This window comes from Acidovorax temperans, assembly GCF_028596105.1.
Classification (GTDB): Bacteria; Pseudomonadota; Gammaproteobacteria; order Burkholderiales; family Burkholderiaceae_C; genus Acidovorax; species Acidovorax temperans.
In genome coordinates this window covers 1,073,747-1,093,323 of the sequence record NZ_CP117193.1, presented here as the reverse complement: position 1 = coordinate 1,093,323, position 19,577 = coordinate 1,073,747, and the positions used below count along the sequence as shown (strand labels likewise).

General features: G+C 65.1%; 13 protein-coding genes and 2 pseudogenes. 7 read left to right on the top strand and 8 right to left on the bottom strand.

Annotated elements, in window-relative coordinates; translation table 11 throughout:
- Positions 1-123: 123 nt before the first annotated feature.
- The 4 genes from dnaG to PQV96_RS05095 all read left to right on the top strand — a co-directional run bounded on the left by dnaG (position 124) and on the right by PQV96_RS05095 (position 8,093).
- Positions 124-2,151: a DNA primase gene (gene dnaG / locus PQV96_RS05110; RefSeq protein ID WP_207374192.1), complete on the top strand. Its 2,028-nt coding sequence runs from the start codon at positions 124-126 to the stop codon at positions 2,149-2,151.
- Between the two features lie 391 nt (positions 2,152-2,542).
- Positions 2,543-4,900, top strand: coding sequence for an RNA polymerase sigma factor RpoD (rpoD, locus tag PQV96_RS05105; RefSeq protein WP_066788296.1), 2,358 nt, complete (start codon positions 2,543-2,545; stop codon positions 4,898-4,900).
- A gap of 539 nt (positions 4,901-5,439) precedes the next feature.
- Entirely contained in the window at positions 5,440-6,450 is a 1,011-nt protein-coding gene (locus PQV96_RS05100; RefSeq protein WP_207374194.1) for a Bug family tripartite tricarboxylate transporter substrate binding protein, read from the top strand.
- Between the two features lie 68 nt (positions 6,451-6,518).
- Positions 6,519-8,093, top strand: coding sequence for a methyl-accepting chemotaxis protein (locus PQV96_RS05095; RefSeq protein WP_207374195.1), 1,575 nt, complete (start codon positions 6,519-6,521; stop codon positions 8,091-8,093).
- 80 nt (positions 8,094-8,173) lie between these two features.
- Here the strand turns inward: PQV96_RS05095 and PQV96_RS05090 are convergent.
- From PQV96_RS05090 to PQV96_RS05075, 4 genes and pseudogenes are all read right to left on the bottom strand, one after another.
- Positions 8,174-8,890, bottom strand: a pseudogene (locus PQV96_RS05090) (tripartite tricarboxylate transporter substrate-binding protein); the annotation flags it as partial.
- 273 nt (positions 8,891-9,163) lie between these two features.
- A pseudogene (locus PQV96_RS05085) lies at positions 9,164-9,382 on the bottom strand (tripartite tricarboxylate transporter substrate-binding protein); the annotation flags it as partial.
- A 193-nt stretch (positions 9,383-9,575) separates the two neighbouring features.
- Positions 9,576-10,811, bottom strand: a complete 1,236-nt coding sequence (locus PQV96_RS05080) for a CaiB/BaiF CoA transferase family protein (RefSeq protein WP_207374196.1) — start codon at positions 10,809-10,811, stop codon at positions 9,576-9,578.
- 18 nt (positions 10,812-10,829) lie between these two features.
- Positions 10,830-11,777 carry a hydroxymethylglutaryl-CoA lyase gene (locus PQV96_RS05075; protein ID WP_207374211.1) on the bottom strand — a complete coding sequence of 316 codons (948 nt, stop codon included), beginning with the start codon at positions 11,775-11,777 and terminating at the stop codon, positions 10,830-10,832.
- Between the two features lie 147 nt (positions 11,778-11,924).
- Here PQV96_RS05075 and PQV96_RS05070 point away from each other — a divergent pair, with 147 nt between their 5' ends.
- The 3 genes from PQV96_RS05070 (at position 11,925) to PQV96_RS05060 (ending at position 13,851) form a co-directional block, all read left to right on the top strand.
- Positions 11,925-12,839, top strand: coding sequence for a LysR family transcriptional regulator (locus PQV96_RS05070; protein ID WP_207374197.1), 915 nt, complete (start codon positions 11,925-11,927; stop codon positions 12,837-12,839).
- 239 nt (positions 12,840-13,078) lie between these two features.
- Positions 13,079-13,390, top strand: a complete 312-nt coding sequence (locus tag PQV96_RS05065) for a winged helix-turn-helix transcriptional regulator (RefSeq protein ID WP_044399922.1) — start codon at positions 13,079-13,081, stop codon at positions 13,388-13,390.
- A 104-nt stretch (positions 13,391-13,494) separates the two neighbouring features.
- Complete coding sequence (locus PQV96_RS05060; RefSeq protein WP_044399919.1) at positions 13,495-13,851, top strand: FKBP-type peptidyl-prolyl cis-trans isomerase; 357 nt, start codon at positions 13,495-13,497, stop codon at positions 13,849-13,851.
- A 101-nt stretch (positions 13,852-13,952) separates the two neighbouring features.
- On the opposite strand, the gene PQV96_RS05055 is transcribed toward PQV96_RS05060, so the two are convergent.
- The 4 genes from PQV96_RS05055 to ppsA form a co-directional block, all read right to left on the bottom strand.
- Positions 13,953-14,438 (bottom strand): hypothetical protein, encoded by a 486-nt coding sequence (locus PQV96_RS05055; RefSeq protein WP_273624763.1) that lies wholly within the window; start codon positions 14,436-14,438, stop codon positions 13,953-13,955.
- 122 nt (positions 14,439-14,560) lie between these two features.
- Complete coding sequence (locus PQV96_RS05050; RefSeq protein ID WP_273625226.1) at positions 14,561-16,630, bottom strand: VC_2705 family sodium/solute symporter; 2,070 nt, start codon at positions 16,628-16,630, stop codon at positions 14,561-14,563.
- Between the two features lie 22 nt (positions 16,631-16,652).
- Entirely contained in the window at positions 16,653-17,006 is a 354-nt protein-coding gene (locus PQV96_RS05045) for a DUF4212 domain-containing protein (RefSeq protein WP_273624762.1), read from the bottom strand.
- Positions 17,007-17,060: 54 nt separating this feature from the next.
- The gene (gene ppsA / locus PQV96_RS05040; protein WP_273624761.1) at positions 17,061-19,451 is read right to left on the bottom strand and encodes a phosphoenolpyruvate synthase; all 2,391 of its coding nucleotides are present in this window, start codon (positions 19,449-19,451) and stop codon (positions 17,061-17,063) included.
- Positions 19,452-19,577: the final 126 nt, after the last annotated feature.

Below are 19,577 nucleotides of genomic sequence, written 5' to 3'. Positions count from 1 at the left end.
CCATTACAGCGCCCCCGGCTGACAGGGCGCTGAAAAGCCCCGCGTCGATGCGCTGGGCAGCGGCGGCCGGGTCTTTGGTTTGTAACCGCTCTGCCGCGGCCAGCCATGGGGGAAAATACGCGCGTGTCTATCCCCCAGTCGTTCATCCAGGAGTTGCTCTCGCGCGTCGACGTGGTCGATATCGTGGGCCGCTATGTGCAGCTCAAAAAAGGGGGCGCCAACTTCATGGGACTGTGCCCCTTTCACGGGGAAAAGTCGCCCTCGTTCAGCGTGAGTCCCTCCAAGCAGTTCTACCACTGCTTTGGCTGCGGCAAGAACGGCAACGCCATCAGCTTTCTGATGGACCACGCGGGCATGGGTTTCATCGAAGCGGTGAATGACCTGGCCCAGAGCGTGGGCCTGCAGGTGCCTGACGATGACATCTCCCCCCAAGACCGAGAACGCGCCGCCGCCGCCCGCCAAAAGCAGGCCACGCTGACCGATGTGCTGGAAAAAGCTGCCGATGCCTACCGCCGCCACCTGCGCGAGTCGCAGCGCGCCATTGGCTATTTCAAGGCGCGGGGGGTGTCAGGCCATGTGGCCAAGCGCTATGGCCTGGGCTACGCCCCCGAGGGCTGGCGCAGCCTGGCCAGCGTGTTCCCGGCGTACGACGACCCGTTGCTGGAAGAAAGCGGCCTGGTCATCGTCAACGAGGAAGACGGCGGCAAGCGCTACGACCGCTTCCGGGACCGGGTGATGTTCCCGATTCGCAACGTCAAGGGCGAATGCATCGGTTTTGGCGGCCGCGTACTGGGCGACGAGAAACCCAAGTACCTCAATTCCCCCGAAACCCCGGTCTTCCACAAAGGCCGCGAGCTTTACGGTCTGTTTGAGGCCCGCACGCCCATCCGCGAGGCGGGTTACGCGCTGGTGACCGAAGGCTACATGGACGTGGTGGCCCTGGCCCAACTGGGCTTTCCCAACGCCGTGGCCACGCTGGGCACCGCCTGCACGCCCGAGCATGTACAAAAGCTGTTGCGTTTTACAGATGCCGTGGTGTTCAGCTTTGACGGCGATGCTGCCGGCCGCCGCGCCGCGCGCAAGGCGCTCGATGGTGCCCTGCCCCACGCCACTGATACGCGCAGCATCAAGTTCCTGTTTTTGCCAGCCGAGCACGACCCCGACAGCTATGTGCGCGAGCACGGCGCCGACGCCTTCGCCCGCTGCATTGCCGAGGCCATGCCGCTGAGCCGCTTCCTCGTCGAAGCAGCCAGCGACGGCTGCGACCTGGCCACCGCCGAGGGCCGCGCCCACATGGCCAGCAACGCCCGCCCCCTGTGGTCTGCCCTGCCCGACGGCGTGCTGCGCCGCCAGCTGCTGGGCGAGCTGGCCCAGCTCACGCAACTGCCCGCCAACGACCTGGCGGCCTTGTGGAGCCAGGCATCGGCCCACGACACGCACCGCCGCGCTCCTGCTGGTGCGGGCGCAGGGCACGCTGCCCATGCACAGCCCCACCCCACCGACGATTCCCCGTGGGGCGCTGGCGCAGACGGCGCCCCACCCTGGCAAGGCAGCCCCGATGCCGGTTACGACGCGGCCTACGGCAGCGCCTATCCATCCACCAGCCCGCCCTACCGCAAGAGCGGAGACTGGAAGGGCAAAGGCGACTGGAAAGGCAAGGGCCCATGGAAAAAGCGCGATGACAGCCCCTGGCCGCCCCAGCCCCGCCTGCCCGCCACGCCCATGGCAAGCCGGGTAGACCATGCCGCACGCCTGCTGCTGTCTCACATGGGCTTTTTGGAGCATTTGGCGCAAGAAGACCACACCGCGCTGTGCGCACAGCCTGCGCCGCACGGCCCCCTGTTTGCGTGGCTGGAGGCACAGTTTCATGAGCATGGCCCCCAGCCCTGGGCCGTGCTGCGCGAAAGTCTGCGCGGACACGAGTGCGAGGCCGTGGCCGTGAAGGTCATGACTGGCGCCCATGCGCAAACCGAAGGCGACGAAGCCGAGCTGCGGTCCGAACTGACCGACCTCCTGGCCCGCATCCAGATCGAGCAGCTCAAGGAACAGCTGCAATACGCCCTGGCCAGCGGCGACCTCAACCGCTGGCGCGAACTGGATGCGCGTTCGCGCGCCCTGAAAGCGGTGGTGGCACCGCCAGCGCCCAAATAAACACATCAGCGCCTGCGCACGGCCCTGGCCGGGGCCAATCTGAGAAGCACCAAAGCACTGCGCGCGAAACCAAAAAGCCACATAACGGCCGCATCCGCGCCAATACGGCCGCAAAAGCCCTTGAAATTCACCCCTCTTGGTATAATGTAGGGTTCATCGGCAAGAGCGACAGCAGCACCTCCGAGCCGGGCCCCCTGACACGCGCGCACCTCAGCGCGGATAGGCCCACTTATCGCAAGGACTGCACACCAAATGATCGCCCAGACATCTTGCCCCTGAGGGTCTCCCCTCAAAACGCCAAGCCGTACTGCTTTGGCGTTGCCACCCGCGCCGGGATCTGCGGCGTTCGTTAGCGTTTTCTTTGTGTCAGTTTTTGAATCTGAGGTTTTTCATGCCCGCTCAAAAGTCCGCGAAGCCGCCCAAGACTGCTCCAGACACCGCCGCCAAGGCTGTCTCCAAAACCGCTGCCAAAGCCCCCGCCAAGGCCGCAGCGACCACGAAAGAAGTCCAGACTGTGTACAAAAGCCCAGCCGAGCTGAAAAAAGCCGCCGACGAACTGCTGAAGAAAAAGCCTGCGCGCGCCAAGGCCGCTCCTGCCGCCGAAGAGGAAACCTCTGCCGCCGAAGCCCCCAAGAAAAAGCCCGGCCGCCCTGCCAAGGCAGCCGCTGCTGGTGGCGAAGCCAAGGCCCCCGCCAAGCGTGGCCGCAAGCCCAAGGCCGCAGCTGCCAGCGATGACGTGGGCGACGACGCCGACCTGTCCGACATCGAAGCCGATCTGGAAGGCGAAGTCGAAGAGTCCACCGAAGCAGCAGCCACGGTCGAAAAGGTCAAGCCACTGCGCATGAAGATCAGCAAGGCCAAGGAACGCGCCTTGATGAAGGAATTCGGCCTGGACGAAACCGTCCTGTCCGAAGAAGACCTGCAAAAGCGCCGCTCGCGCCTGAAGACGCTGATCAAGCTGGGCAAGACCCGCGGTTACCTCACGCACGTAGAAATCAACGACCACTTGCCCGACAAGCTGGTCGATGCCGAAACCCTCGAAGCCGTTATCACCACCCTGAACGACCTGGGCGTGGCGGTGTACGAGCAGACCCCTGACGCCGAAGCGCTGATCATCACGGACAACGCCCCCGCCGGCGCCACCGAAGAAGAAGCCGAAGAAGCTGCGGAAGCCGCGCTCTCGACCGTGGACTCGGAATTCGGCCGCACCACCGACCCGGTTCGCATGTACATGCGCGAAATGGGCACGGTGGAACTGCTGACCCGCGAAGGCGAAATCGAAATCGCCAAGCGCATCGAAGGCGGCCTGATGGCCATGATGGAAGCGATCAGCGCATCGCCCGCCACCATCGCCGAAATCCTGAACATGGGCGAAGAGATCCGCGAAGGCAAGGTCGTCATCTCGACCATCGTGGACGGTTTCTCCAACCCCAACGAGGCCGACGACTATGTGGCCGAAGAAGACTTCGACGAATTCGACGAAGCCGACGATGACGACGGCAAGGGCGGCTCCAAGGCGCTGACCAAGAAGCTCGAAGAGCTGAAGAAGCAGGCGCTGGAGCGCTTTGACAAGCTGCGCGAGCTGTTCGAGAAGATCCACAAGATCTATGACAAGGAAGGCTACGGCACCCCGGCCTACATGAAGGCCCAGGCCGCCCTGTCGGAAGAGCTGATGACCATCCGCTTCACCGCCAAGACCATCGAGAAGCTGTGCGACATGGTGCGCGGCCAGGTGGACGATGTGCGCAAGAAGGAGCGTGAGCTGCGCCGCATCATCGTGGACAAGTGCGGCATGCCCCAAGAGACGTTCATCAAGGAATTCCCTCCCAACCTGCTGAACCTGCAGTGGGTCGAGAAGCAAGCCGCCGCTGGCAAGCCCTGGTCTGCCGTGATGGGCCGCAACATTCCGCCCATCCAGGACCTGCAGCAAAAGCTGATCGACCTGCAAGCCCGCGTGGTTGTGCCACTGGCCGAGCTCAAAGGCATCAACAAGCGCATGAACGAAGGTGAAGCCACCTCGCGCGATGCCAAGAAGGAAATGATCGAGGCCAACCTGCGCCTCGTGATCTCGATTGCCAAGAAGTACACCAACCGTGGCCTGCAGTTCCTCGACTTGATCCAGGAAGGCAACATCGGCCTGATGAAGGCGGTGGACAAGTTCGAATACCGCCGTGGCTACAAGTTCTCGACCTACGCCACCTGGTGGATTCGCCAGGCCATCACCCGCTCGATCGCCGACCAGGCGCGCACCATCCGTATCCCGGTGCACATGATCGAGACGATCAACAAGATGAACCGCATCAGCCGCCAGCACTTGCAAGAGTTTGGCTTTGAGCCCGATGCGTCCATCCTAGCGGCCAAGATGGAAATCCCCGAGGACAAGATCCGCAAGATCATGAAGATCGCCAAGGAGCCGATCTCCATGGAAACGCCGATCGGGGACGACGACGACAGCCACCTGGGCGACTTCATCGAGGACGGTGCCAACACCGCCCCTATCGAAGCCGCCATGCAGGCCGGCCTGCGCGATGTGGTCAAGGACATCCTTGATGGCCTGACCCCCCGCGAAGCCAAGGTGCTGCGCATGCGCTTTGGTATCGAAATGACCAGCGACCACACCCTGGAAGAAGTGGGCAAGCAGTTCGACGTGACCCGCGAGCGCATTCGCCAAATAGAAGCCAAGGCGCTGCGCAAGCTCAAGCACCCCTCGCGCTCGGACAAGCTGCGCAGCTTCATCGATTCGCTGTAACAGCCCTTTGAGAGCAGCCACGGGCAGCCAGCCACAGCCCGCCCTGGTACAGCCTCTACAGCCCACCGCCCTTGCACAGGCCGGTGGGCTTTTTTGTGCCTGGCTCTGGCGCCCCCGGCACCGGCATCGCCACGGCCAACCGCTTGAAGCCAAAATGCGCCCCGGCGCTTGATAGATAAGCGCCAGCAGCTACTATTTTCATAGCAAAACACTATGAGACTGGTGCCAGCCCTGCGCGCAGGCACAGCATTTCATGGCCCGGCTGCGTCCCACAGAACACCGTTGCAAGTCCCACCAGGGCGCTTCGGATTCAGGGCATACCCTAATCCGCCGGACAGCCAATTGACAGTTTTGCAAGTCAGTATTACCGGCACTACAAAAACATCCAGGCGTTCGGTGCGGCCACCGCATGACCTGGCCAGGGCTTGAGCTGTCATCGTTGGGAGACAGAATGCAGCGCACCGTGCCCGCCCCCTACCCATGATTCGTGTTGATGGCGCCCGGCGCGGCATTCACACCCCACCCAAGGTTTATTTCACATGCAACGCAGACAGATCCTCGCCCGCAGTGCCGCTTTGGCCTCCATGTTGACCTCGCTGGCACCTGCAGCCCTGGCGCAAGCCACGGCAGCCCGCACAGCCGCGCCTGCCGCCAAGGCGGCCAAGGTGGCGGGCACGCTGCGCATCGTCATTCCCGCCAACCCTGGCGGCGGCTGGGACCAGACAGGCCGTGCGCTGGGCGCCGCCCTCAAGGCTGTGGGCGCAGCAGACCAGGTGGAGTATGAAAACATCGGCGGCAAGGGCGGCACCATTGGCCTGGCCAAGTACGCGGAAAAATACGGTAGCGATGCCAACACCCTGCTGATGGGCGGCATGGTGATGGTGGGCGCCGTGGCCCTGCAAAAGCCGGCGGTGGACATGGGCCACATCCAGCCCCTGGCCCGCCTGACCAGCGACTACCTCATCGCGGCCGTGCCCGCCGCCTCCTCCATCAAGACGGGCAAGGACCTGGCCAATGCCATGCGCACCGACCTGGCCGCCCTGCCGGTGGCCGGTGGCTCGGCCGGGGGCGTGGACCACATCTACGCCGGCGTGCTGGCCCGTGCGGCCAAGGCCAAGCCCGAGGCGCTGGTGTACCGCCCCTTTGCCAGCGGGCCCGAGGTGGTGGCTTCGCTGCTCAAAGGCGACGCGGCCGTGGGCCTGTCGGGCTACAGCGAATTGAGCGACGCGCTGGCCTCGGGCAAGCTGCGGGCTGTGGGCGTCTCGGCCCGGCGCAACGCCTTTGGCATCCCCGCCTTCAAGGACCAGGGCATTGACGCGGTGATGGCCAACTGGCGCGGTGTGTTCACCGGCAAGGACGTGAGCCCTGCCCGCACCGCCGAGCTGCTGGCCGCTGTGGAACAGGCCACGCACCACGAAAGCTGGCAGCAAACCCTCAAGCAAAACCGCTGGGAAGCCTCGTGGCTGTCGGGCAAGGACCTGAACGAATTCGTGGAGCTGGACCTGACCACCGCACGCGTGATGGTGTACCTGCTCAAGCTCAAAGCCTGATCGCCCTGCTCTGGGCGCCAGACCGCGCAATGCCGGGGCCAGCGCCCCTTGATTCACAGAGTTGACCCATGAAACTGTCCAACCACTCCATCGGTGCACGCATGGCCACGGCCCTGGGCCTGGTGCTGGCCCTGTTGCTGGGCGCAGCGCTGTTTGGCATTGCCACGCTGTACCGCACGCTGGGCACCTACGACAGCACCGTGCTGCAACGCGTGGCGCAAGAGCGCGCCGTGAGCCGCATGGAAAGCGAGTTCAAGACCCAGGTGCTGGAGTGGAAGAACACGCTGCTGCGCGGCGAAGACTCGCGCAAGCGCGAGCTGCATTGGGCTGCCTTCCAGGCCAGCGAAAAGCGCGTGGCCGACGCCGCCCGTGCGCTGGAGCCGCAACTGAGCGACGCCAACGAACGTGCCGCTCTGCAGAAATTCACCGACGCCCACGCGCAGATGGCACAGGGCTATCGCAAGGGGTTTGAGGTGTTCCAGTCGCTCGGCTTTGTGCCCGCAGCGGGCGATGCCGACGTGGCCGACATCGACCAGGGCCCTGCCAAGCTGCTCACGGCGCTGAGCGAGCAAGTGGCCGCCAGCAGCGCCGCCATTGCCCAGGCGGCCGCGCAGGATGCGCGCAACGCGCTGGTCAGCAGCCTGGTGGCGCTGGGCTTGGTGACGGGCCTAGGCGTGCTGGCCGGTCTGGTGCTGACGCGCTCGGTGGTGCGGCCACTGCGCGAGGCGGTATCCGTTGCGCACAAGGTGGCGGCGGGCGATTTGACCTCGGACATTCCGCTGGACGGGCAGGACGAGCCCGCCCGGCTGCTGCAGGCCCTCAAGGCCATGCAGGACAACCTTGAGAACGTGGTCGCGGGCGTGCGCAGCAGTGCCGAGAGTGTGGCCAGCGCCAGCGCCGAAATTGCGCAGGGCAATGCCGACCTGAGCGCGCGCACAGAGCAGCAGGCCAGCTCGCTGGACGAAACCGCGGCGTCCATGCAGCAACTGCAGACCACGGTGCAGCAAAACGCTGCCACTGCCCAGCGCGCCAGCGACCTGGCCCGCAATGGCTCGGCCGTGGCCGAGCGTGGCGGCGCGGTGGTGGAGCAGATGGTGCAGGTGGTGCAAGGCATCCAGGACAGCTCGCGCCGCATTGCCGACATCACCGGCGTGATCGATTCGATTGCCTTCCAGACCAACATCCTGGCGCTGAACGCGGCCGTGGAAGCCGCCCGTGCGGGCGAGCAAGGTCGAGGCTTTGCCGTGGTGGCCAGCGAGGTGCGCAACCTGGCCACGCGCAGCGCGGGCGCCGCGCAAGAGATCAAGACCCTGATCCAGGCCAGCGTGGAGCGGGTGCAGGCAGGTTCAGAGCTGGCCCACAACGCCGGTGGCACCATGGCGGAGGTGGTGTCGTCCATTCGCAGCGTGAGCGAGCTGATGCAGGAAATCAGCCATGCCAGCAGCAGCCAGACCAACGACATGCTGAACGCGACCCAGGCCATCGTGCGCATGGACGAGGCCACGCAGCAAAACGCTGCCCTGGTGGAAGAAAGCGCCGCCGCGGCCGGCAGCCTGAGCACCCAGGCGCGCGAGCTGGTGCAGGCCGTGGCCGTGTTCCGCCTGCGCCGCCAAGGCGGCCGCGCCACCGCCTTGCTGCGGTGACCGTACCGTTAGCTCACTTTTTCATAGCTGCCAGCGCTTGCCAGATAAGCGCTGGAGGCCTAAAAGGCTTTAAGAACCGCTCAATCCAGCTTCACGTTGGCGTTTTTCACCACCTGCGCCATGCGCGCCGCTTCGCTGCGGAAGAAGGCGGCGGCGGCATCGGGCGGGGTGAGCTTGATTTCGTAGCCCTGGGCGACGAGCGCATCGCGCGCTTCGGGCATCTCCATTGCTGCCTTGAAGGCGTTGTACAGCCGGGCTAGCTCGGTCTTGGGCAGGCCGGCGGGGGCCACGGGGGCAATCCAGCCGTCCAGCTCGTAGGCGGGCAGGCCTTGCTCGGCAATGGTTGGCACGCCGGGCAGCGAAGGCACGCGCGTGCTGGTCGTCACGCCCATGGCCCGCAGCGCGCCCGACTTGATGTGCGCCGCCGCAGGGGCCACGGCCACCACCGCCAGTTGCACCTGGCCGCCCAGCACGTCGTTCATCAGCGGGCCCATGCCCTTGTAGGGAATGTGCTGAATGGCGAGCTTGGCCTGGTCCACAAACATGGCCGCGCCCAGGTGCAGGATGGTGCCGTTGCCCGACGAGCCGTAGTTGAGCACCCCAGGCTTGGACTTGGCGTAGGCGATCAGCTCCTGCACGTTCTTGGCCGGCACGGAAGGGTGCGCTACCAGCACAAAGGGCGTGGCCCCGATGATGGTGATGGGCGTGATGTCGACCAGCGAATCGAATGGAATGCTTTTGTACACGCTGGGGTTGACCACATGGTTGTTCGACACCACCCCGATCACCGAACCGTCCCAGAACCTGCTCGCCGCCTTTTTACAGCCGCGTTGGAGCGCAATCGGGATGAGTGGATGCTCCGGATGCGCCGCATGGGCTCGTGCCCATGCAAGCAGCCGGGGCGTTCAATCGCCCGATTTCACTCCAACCCTGCGGGCAAGTGCCTTTTCGGGCGGTCTGCGGCGTTGCGGCGTTTGTGGATAGCGGTGCTATCCACTGCTCACCGCGCCTAGCATCCCATCCCGAAAAGGAACTTGCGCGGCTGCAAAAAGGCGGCGAGCAGGTTCATGCGCCCGCACGATCTGCGTGGTGCCGGTGATGCCGCCCGCGCCGGGCAGGTTTTCGATCACCACCGGTTGGCCCAGCGCCTTGGCCAGGCTGTTGCTGATGGCGCGGATGGCACCATCGGCCCCCGAGCCCGCAGACAGCGGCAAGATGATGCGCAGGGGCCGGTCGCCCAGGCTCTGGGCCCGCACCAGGCCCACGGGTGCCAGCGCTGCAGCGCCCAAGGCAGCCGCGCCAAAGCACAGGGCGCGGCGCCGGGCGGGAGCTGTCAGTGCGAAGGATGCTTCGCTGTCGCCTGCACCGGGGTGCCCAGAGCCTTTGGGTTGGAAGGGGGGTGTGGTCATGGTCTGGTCTCCGTTGTAGTTGTGAATCTGGGGCTGGCAGGGCTCTACCTGCCCGTTGTGCTCGTTGTGCCTGTCAGGCCACGGCACCTGCCTGCTGCAGCGCTTGCACCTGCTCGGGCGTGTAGCCCAGCTCTTGCATCAAAGCCGCCGTGTGCTGGCCCAGCACCGGGGGCTGCAGGCGCACGCCCAGGCGCTGGCCATCCATCGCCAGGGGCAGCAGCGTGGTGCGGGCGGTTTGCCCGGCGCGCTCGCCGTCGGGCAGCGTGATGTCGGCCAGGCCGCCGGTGGCGTTGAGGTGCGGGTCGTCCAGCAACTGCTCGGGCCGCGAAATGGGGGCAAACGGCAGGCCGTGCTTTTCAAAAATGGCGGCCAGCTCGGCCGCGCTGTGGTTTGCCAGGCGTTGGCGCAGGTCGGGCATCAGCGTGGGGCGGGCGCGCACGCGGTCGTTGTTGGTGGTGAGCTGCGGGTTGGCCTTGAGGTCAGCGTAGCCCATGGCGTCGCAGAAGGTGACCCACTGCGCGTCGCTCACGGCGGCCAGGAAGATCTGCTCGCCATCTTTGACGGTGAACACGTCGTACAGCGCCCACGAGGAAATGCGGTCGGGCATGGGGGCGGCGGGTTGGCCCGTCACGGCGTACTGCATCATGTGCTGGCCGACCAGAAAGACGTTGTTCTCGAACAGGGCCGAGTCCACCTCTTGCCCGCGCCCGGTGATGCCGCGCTGCATCAGCGCGGCCATGGCGCCAATGGCACCAAACATGCCGCCCATGATGTCGTTGACGCTGCTGCCTGCGCGCAGCGGGTCGCCGGGGCGGCCCGTCATATAGGCCAGCCCGCCCATCATCTGCACCACTTCATCGAGCGCGGTGCGGTGCTCGTACGGCCCGGCCAGAAAGCCCGTGTGGTTCACGTAGATAAGGCGGGGGTTGAGCTGCGAGAGCGCCGCGTAATCCAGCCCGTACTTGGTCATCACGCCGGGCTTGAAGTTTTGCGCCACCACGTCGGCGGATGCGGCCAGTTTGCGGGCCACCTCCAGCCCTTCGGGGTTGCGCAGGTCCAGCGCAATGCTTTTCTTGTTGCGGTTGAACATGGGGAAGAAGCCCGCACCCGCGCCGAGCAGGTGCCGGGTGCGGTCGCCTTCCACGGGCTCAACCTTGATGACCTCGGCCCCCAAATCCGCCAGCACCATGCCGCAGGTGGGTCCCATGACCATGTGGGTGAATTCAACGACCCGCAGGCCCGCCAGGGGCAAGGGGCCTGCGGACGATTTGGGCGATTCGGACGGGGAAGAAGAGGTGGTACTTGTCATGGGCGAACAATACAGAATTCAAACCGCTGCGGCGGCCAGGGTGGGCTGTGCGTGGCGGGGCAGGCCCGCCTGCCACAGGGCGCCGTGCAGTGTCTCGCCTGCTAGCCAGTCGGCTACGCGATGGCGCAGCGCCAGCAGCGCGGGCACATCCACACCCGTGGCAACGCCCATGCGCTGCAGCATGTATTCCAGGTCTTCGGTGGTGACGTTGCCGCTGGCACCGGGCGCGTGGGGGCAGCCGCCAATGCCCGCCAGGCAGGCGTCAAAGCGGGTGATGCCGGTTTGCCAGGCGGCGTAGGCATTGGCCAGGCCCATGCCGCGCGTGTCGTGAAAGTGCGCGCAGGCCAGCCGGTCGCCCACCAGGGCGCGGGCCTTGCCAAACAGGCGTTGCACACTGGCCGGGTCGGCAAAGCCCACGGTGTCGGCCAGGCTCACGCGGTCGGCACCGGCGTCGAGCAGGGCTTGCATCAGGCGCAGCACTTCGCTCTCGGCCACCTCGCTCTGCAAGGTGCAGCCAAAGGCGGTGCCCACACCGCCTTCGATCAGCGTGGCGCTGCCGGCCGCATCGCGGGCAGCGCGGATGCGGGCCACCTCGGCCACCACCTCGTCGGGGGTCTTGCGCAGGTTGGCCAGGCTGTGCGCGTGGCTGGCCGATAGGGGCACCACCATCAGGTGCGCGCCACATTCCAGCGCGCGCTCGGCCCCTTTCAGGTTGGGCACCAGCACCGAGGCGCGCAGGCCCGGCAGCGTTCGCGCGTGGGCCAGCACCTCGGCCGTATCGGCCAGCTGGGGCAGCAGGCGGGGAGGAACGAAAGAGCCCACCTCGATCTCGCGCTGCCCGGCAGCGTAGGCGGCATTCACCCACTCGATCTTCTGGGCGGTGGGCAGCACGCGGGCGATGCTCTGTAGGCCATCGCGCAGGCCGACTTCGCGCACCACGGCGTGGGTGGGGCCAGTGGCCGTCATGGGGGACACGGGCCCGCCGGGTAAAGATGGGTTCACAGGGCTGTCTCCGAAAGCGTTGGAAGCATGCAGGTGATTCTAGAAATTCCGTTTTGAATCAGAAAATCAATTTTGGAACTCTTATGATTCCGGAAAGGAATATCACAACCCATGCGCGATCTTGATCTGCAAACCCTGCGCCTGTTTGCCGCCGTGTGCGACCAGCGCAGCATTGCGCGGGTGGCCGAGCAGGAGTCCATCGTGGGCTCGGCCATCAGCAAGCGGCTGGCCCAGTTGGAAGACACCGTGGGCACGCCCCTGCTGCTGCGCAAGCGCCGGGGCGTGGTGCCCACTCCGGCGGGCGAAACACTGCTGGAGCACGCCCGCACCATGCTGGCCAGCGCGGGGCAGATCGAGCGCGACATGGCCGCGTATGCCACCGGCACCCGGGGCCACGTGCGCATGCTGGTCACAGCCTCGGTCATGGCCGAATCGCTGGCCGATGATGTGGCGGCGTTCTTGCAAGACCCGGCCCACCGCAGCATCCAGATCAGCATGGAAGAGCGGGTGAGCCCCGACGTGGTGCAGGGCATCCGCGAGGGCAGCGCGTCCATCGGCATCTGCTGGGATGCCGCCGACCTGAGCGGCCTGCAAACGCGCAACTACCGCAGCGACCACCTGGCCATCGTGGCCCACGCATCGCACCCTGTGGCGCAGCTACCCACGGTGCGCTTTGCCGATGTGCTGGGTTACGAATTTGTGAGCATGCCCGCCCTGAGCGCGGTACAGGTGCTGCTGGCCCGCGCGGCTGCGGTGGAAGGCAAGACGCTGGCCCACCGGGTGCTGGTGTCCAACTTTGACGCGGCCCTGCGCGTGGTGCGGGCCAACCTGGCCATCAGCGTGGTGCCACGCGAGGTGGCGGTGCCTTTTGCGCAGACGGCCCCGGTGCGCATCGTGCCGCTCAGCGATGCGTGGGCACAGCGCCGGTTTGCGATTTGCTACCGCGACGAGCAAGCCCTCTCTCCGGCAGCGCAGTTGCTGGTGAAACACCTGGCAAGCGCATCGGCGGGCGAGAACCCACCGTAGCCTTCGCGCCACACCCTAACCAGGGGCGAAATCACCCTGCACGGGGGCCCAGCGCCCTGCCAAACCCTGCAAAAAACAAGCCACAAAATCACCGGTCTATGGCATATGCACATTGCCTCGTGAGCTACCAAACTTGTAGCAAAATGGGTTCCGCGCTATAGTCTGAGCGCATTGGCGGGCCGCCCCGGCGCCCTGCTCCCAAATAACCGATCCAATACCTCGCGCAAGGAGAAGCATCCATGAGCTCCAAAGAAAACGCCGCCATCCACCAGCTGTTCGAACGGCTCGAATGCCGTTACGCGCTGCGCGTGCTGTGGGCCCTGCGCGACGGGCACCCCCAAACCTTCCGCCTGCTGCAAGACAGCGTGGGCGGCATCACCCCCAACACCTTGAACACCCGCATCAAGGAACTGCGTGAAGCTGGCCTGCTGGACCATGGCGCCGATGGCTACACGGTGACCGCCGCCGGGGCCGACCTGCTCAAGCGGCTGAACGATGTGCAGGCCTTTGCCACCCGCTGGGTCGCCGGCCGGGCCAAGAAAGCCGCCTGAACAAACACCTGCCCCATCGCGGGCAGCCTTTTTCAGCAAAAACACCCTCTAGCGCTTGTCCAGCAAGCGCCACTAGCTACCATTTCAATAGCAAAGGACATACCATGGCCCTCACCACCACCGCCTCTGGCCTGCAATACGAAGACACCACTGTGGGCGAAGGCGCCGAAGCCACCAAGGGCAACAACGTGTCGGTGCACTACACCGGCTGGCTGTACAACAACGGTGAGCAAGGCGCCAAGTTCGACTCCAGCCGCGACCGCAACGACCCGTTCGAGTTCTCTCTGGGCGCTGGCATGGTCATCAAGGGCTGGGACGAAGGCGTGCAGGGCATGAAGATTGGCGGCAAGCGCACGCTGATCATCCCCGCAGCCCTGGGTTACGGCGCCCGCGGCGCTGGCGGCGTGATCCCCCCGAACGCCACGCTGAAGTTTGATGTGGAACTGCTGAAGGTTCGCTGAGCCGCACGCGCACTTCGCCAAACGCTAAAAAGCCAACCCATCGGGTTGGCTTTTTTCATGGGGCAGAGCATTCAGGCGATGCCGGCGAGCAACGCCGTCGCTCAGCCAAACAGGGCCTTGCGCAAAGGCTCGTACTTCTCTTCTCCCACGGCTTCCTTGATCTTGGGGGCCAAGGCGGCCAGGTCTTCAAAGCTGGAGGCAGATTCAACCGCCAGATTGAGCCGGAAACCGCGCAGGCCCATGGCAGCGGTCATGGATGTGGCCACCGGGTAAGCGTCTTTGTAGCGCTGCTGTGAGGGCCGGGCAGTTTCACCCGAACCCGACTCTGCCGCCGGGGGAGTGACACCGCCCCCACCCTGGTCGGCCGCCGGCGGCAGTGAAGCCCCACCGGCCGGGGCCAGCAGGCCCTGGGCAATCATGGTCTGCACATCGTCCTGGGTGATGCCCATGGCGGCGGTGGCGGCGAGCACCTCGCTCAGGGTGCGCTTGCCATCGAACAAGATGAACGCAGAGCGTTGCCTGGACGACAGGCCACCGTGCCGATCTTTCAATGCTTCTTGACCTGCCTGCGTTTTGACGAAAACCATGGGGCTCCTGAATGTGAACGGGACTGCACCACTGACCACAGCCATGCCCACAGAGTGGCACAATTGGTGACAATTGGGTATCCGGGTTTATCCATAAGCCGCAGCCCCCAAAGGCTATTGGTTCAGATTTCCAGGCGCACGCCCGTGGGCACGGGCGCGGGGCGGGTGATGCGGCTCACCACAGCTGCCGCCACAAAACCGGCTGGCACCCCAAACACCCCGGCCGAGATGGGCTGGATGCCAAACCACAGACCATCGGCCAACAGCCAGCCGGGCAGTGCAGCCCGCACGGCGGGCACGTGTGAGAGCAGGTAGTACACCGCCACCCCCAGGCCCGCCAGCATGCCCGCCACGGCCCCCTTGCGCGTAGTGCCGCGCCAGAAGATACCCAGCACCATCACCGGCACAAAAGCCGAAGCTGCCAGCGAAAACGAGGCAGACACCATGGTCAGAATTTCTGACGGCTTGAGCGCCGCCACAAAGGCCGCTGACAAGGCCACCGTGAGCAGGGTGAACTTGGTCAAGATCACCCGCTGCTCGGGCGATGCATCGCGCTTGGTGCCGCGGAAGTACAGGTCACGCACCAGCGCATTGCTGATGGTGAGCAACAAACCATCAGCTGTGGACAACGCCGCTGCCAGCCCTCCCGCCGCCACCAGGCCCGACACCACATAAGGCAGCCCCCCCAGTTCGGGCGTGGCCAGCATGATGAGGTCAGCGCCCAGGCGGATCTCGCCAAACTGCACGATGCCGTCGCCGTTCACGTCTTCGATGGACAGCAGTGAACTGTCCACGCGCGCCCACTGGGCCATCCAGTTGGGCAAGGCTTCAAAGCTGCTGCCCACCAGGTTCTGCATGACCTCAAACTTCACCAGCACCGCCAGGGCGGGCGCGCTCAGGTACAGCAAGGCAATGAAAAACAGCGACCACGCCACCGACGCCCTTGCGCCAGCCACCGTGGGCGAGGTGTAGTAGCGTGTGAGCAAGTGCGGCAACCCTGCCGTGCCCACCATCAGACAGAACATCAGCGCCAGAAAGTTGCGGCGAGCCAATTCGTATTCGCGCTGCTCTTCGGGCGTGCCGTTGGGGTCGCCCGCATAGGCCTGGCTGTGCGGCGGCAGGCCACCCAAAGGTTTTGCACGCTCGTAGTTCTCGTGCATTTCACGCGTCCAGCGCTCGCGGGCAGAGGCAACGTCGCGCGGCAAGGCGGCCAGTTCGCGGCTGGCCGAAACAATCAGCCCCACATCGGCGTTTTGCGCTCGCAACTGGCGAATGCGCTCGCGCCCCAGTTCGCGTTCACGCTCCAGCGCCCCTTCCACATCCTGCAGGCGTGCCTCCATTTCCTTGGCGCGGCGCAGATAGGCCTGCACCACCTGGTGCTCTGCCGCCGAGTCAAGAAGCTGGGTTTCCAGCTCTGCAATCTTGCTGATCTGCTCGCCATAAACGGCCGGGGCCATGGGGTTGCCCAATTGCTTGTAGGCAAGCCAGGACACGGGAATCAAAAACGCCAGCAGCAGCACCACGTACTGCGCCACCTGCGTCCAGGTGATGGCACGCATGCCGCCCAGGAACGAGCACAGCAGCACGCCACCCAGGCCGAGCATGATGCCAATCTCGAACTGCACCCCCGTCAGGCGCGAAGCGATCAACCCCACGCCATAGATCTGCGCCACCACGTAGGTGAACGAGCACAGCACCGCCGCCAGCGCTGCAATGATGCGCGGCCAGCGCCCGCCAAAGCGCACATGGAAAAAATCGGGCACGGTGTAGAGGCCCATGGCCCGCAAGTGTGGCGCAATCAGCATCGCCACCAGGCAAAAACCGCCCGTCCACCCCAGCAGGTAGGCCAGCCCGCCAGCCTGCCCCGAAGTGCCCGAGAAACCCTGCAAGTACAGCGCCCCCGACAGGCTGATGAACGAGGCCGCGCTCATCCAGTCGGCGGCGGCCGCCATGCCGTTGTACATGGGCGGTATGCGACGGCCTGCCACGTAGTACTCGTCGGAATCTGACGTGCGGCCATACACACCGATGCCGGCGTACACCATCACGGTGAGGAAAAGAAAGATCGGACCGATCCAGTGGCGCGACAGCCCCTGGCTTTCGGCCCAGGTCATGAGTACCAGGAAGCCCAGCACCCCCAACACGTACAAAATGAAAAACTGGTGGGGCCGCAGCCAGGCGGGTAAACGCAAACCCCGCCTGCGGCGGGCCTGGTCAGCCACGGCGGTGCTCCGCCGGGTGAGCCCCTTCGGCCGATGCGGCACTGGCAGCCCGGGCGTCCTGCCGCTCGAACCGGCTCATGGCCCAGGCGTACACCACCACGATGGCGATGAACACCAACACCGCCCCCTGGGCTGCAATCCAGTAGCCCAAGGGCCATTCGCCCACCACGATGTCCTGCAGATCGCGGGCGAAATAAGTGGCGACAAACGACGCCAGCACCCACACAGCCAGCAGAACTGCCTTGAGCCACAGGTGGCGAACGTCGTGCAGATCAGGAGGAAATGGCCCCGCGAGTTCGGGTTCGCGGGGCGGAGCTTGCTGGGGGCGTAGCGCAGAAGGTCGCATGGATCAGAACTCCCTCACGCCTGCGATCTCATGCGCCGCCCCACTGGGAAGGCGTCAGCCGGCCAGTTGCTGCCAGGTAGCCACCACGCTGTCAGGGTTCAGCGAAATGGAAGAGATGCCCTCCTTCGCCAACCACTGTGCAAAGTCAGGGTGGTCGCTGGGGCCCTGGCCGCAGATGCCGATGTACTTGCCCTGGGCCAGGCAGGCCTTGATGGCCTGGTGGATCAGTGCCTCGACGGCAGGGTCGCGCTCATCAAAGTCCTGCGCCAGCAGCTCCAGGCCCGAGTCGCGGTCCAGGCCCAGGGTGAGCTGGGTCAGGTCGTTGGAGCCGATGGAGAAACCGTCGAAGAACTGCAGGAAGCGCTCAGCCAGGATGGCATTGCTGGGCACTTCGCACATCATGATGACCTTGAGGTCGTCCTTGCCACGCTCCAGGCCATGGGTAGCCAGCAGCTTGGTCACGCGCTCGGCCTGGCCCAGCGTGCGCACAAACGGCACCATCACCTGCACGTTGGTCAGGCCCATGTCGTTGCGTACGCGCTTGAGCGCTTCGCATTCCATCGCAAAGGCTTCGCCGAAGTCTTCGCTGATGTAGCGGGCGGCGCCACGGAAGCCCAGCATCGGGTTTTCTTCCTCAGGCTCGTAGCGGCTGCCGCCAATGAGCTTGCGGTATTCGTTGGACTTGAAGTCCGACAGGCGCACGATGACGGGCTTGGGCCAGAAAGCGGCGGCGATGGTAGCCACGCCCTCGGCCACCTTGTCCACATAGAAAGCGCGGGGCGACGCATGGCCACGGGCCACAGATTCCACGGCCTTCTTCAGGTCGGCGTCGATCTGGGGGTAGTCCAGGATGGCTTTGGGGTGCACGCCAATGTTGTTGTTGATGATGAACTCCAGGCGGGCGAGGCCCACGCCAGCGTTGGGCAGCTGGGCAAAGTCAAATGCCAGCTGGGGGTTGCCCACGTTCATCATGATCTTGGTCTTGATGGGGGGCATCTCGCCGCGCTGCACTTCGGTCACTTCGGTTTCGAGCAGGCCGTCGTAGATCTTGCCGGTGTCGCCCTCGGAGCAGCTGACCGTGACCAGCGTGCCGTCTTTCAGGCGCTCGGTCGCGTCACCACATCCCACCACGGCAGGAATGCCCAGCTCGCGCGCAATGATGGCGGCGTGGCAGGTGCGGCCACCGCGGTTGGTGACGATGGCGCTCGCGCGCTTCATCACGGGTTCCCAGTTGGGGTCGGTCATGTCGGTCACCAGCACATCGCCGGGCTGGACCTTGTCCATCTCGGAAATGTTGTGCACCAGGCGAACAGGGCCGGTGCCAATCTTTTGGCCAATCGCGCGGCCCTCGGCCAGCACCGTGCCGTGGCCCTTGAGCTTGTAGCGCAGTTCTGCCTGGTCCTTGGCCTGGCTCTTCACGGTTTCAGGGCGCGCCTGCAGGATGTAGAGCTGGCCGTCGGTGCCGTCCTTGCCCCACTCGATGTCCATGGGGCGGCCATAGTGCTGCTCGATCACCAGCGCGTAGTGGGCCAGTTGCTCCACGTCGGCATCGGTCAGCGAGTAACGGTTGCGCTGCTCAGCAGGCACGTCAATGGTCTTGACCAGCTTGCGGGTGGCTGCCTTTTCTTCGGGTGTAGAGAACACCATCTGGATCAGCTTGGAGCCCAGGTTGCGGCGAATCACGGCCTTCTTGCCAGCCTTGAGCATGGGCTTGTGCACATAGAACTCGTCGGGGTTCACGGCGCCCTGCACCACGGTTTCGCCCAGACCATAGCTGCTGGTGATGAACACCACTTCTTCAAAGCCAGATTCGGTGTCGATGGTGAACATCACACCGGCCGCGCCCAGGTCCGAGCGCACCATGCGCTGCACGCCGGCCGACAGGGCGACCACGTCGTGCTCGAAACCCTTGTGCACGCGGTAGGAGATGGCACGGTCGTTGTACAGCGACGCGAACACTTCCTTCATCTTGTGCATGACTTCGTCGATGCCCACCACGTTCAGGAAGGTTTCCTGCTGGCCAGCGAACGATGCGTCGGGCAAGTCTTCAGCCGTGGCAGACGAGCGCACGGCAAACGATGCATTGGGGTTGCCAGCGCTGAGCTTGGCAAATTCGTCGGCAATGGCTTTTTGCAGGTCGGCCGGGAAGGGCTGGGCCTCGACCATGGCGCGGATCTCGGCGCCAACCTGGGCCAGCGCGCGCACGTCTTCGGTGTCCAGGCTCTTGAGCTTGGCGCTGATCTTGTCGGCCAGGCCGTCGTAGGCCAGGAATTCGCGGAACGCGTGGGCGGTGGTGGCAAAGCCGGTGGGCACCCGCACGCCTTGCGGCAGTTGGGAGATCATTTCGCCGAGGCTGGCGTTTTTACCGCCAACGGCCTCGACGTCGGTCATTCTCAGGTTTTCAAACGGTACGACCAAGGCGGTCGGGCTGAAAAGTGCAGACATGGGAAAGCTCCAGAAGTTGAAACCGGGTCTGCATGCCAGGCCCGTCGTGGCCTCTGGCAAGCGGCCATGCGCAGGCTGCAGCTTTGTCGTTGTGGTTGTAGGCCGACGGTGCGCATGGTGAGAATT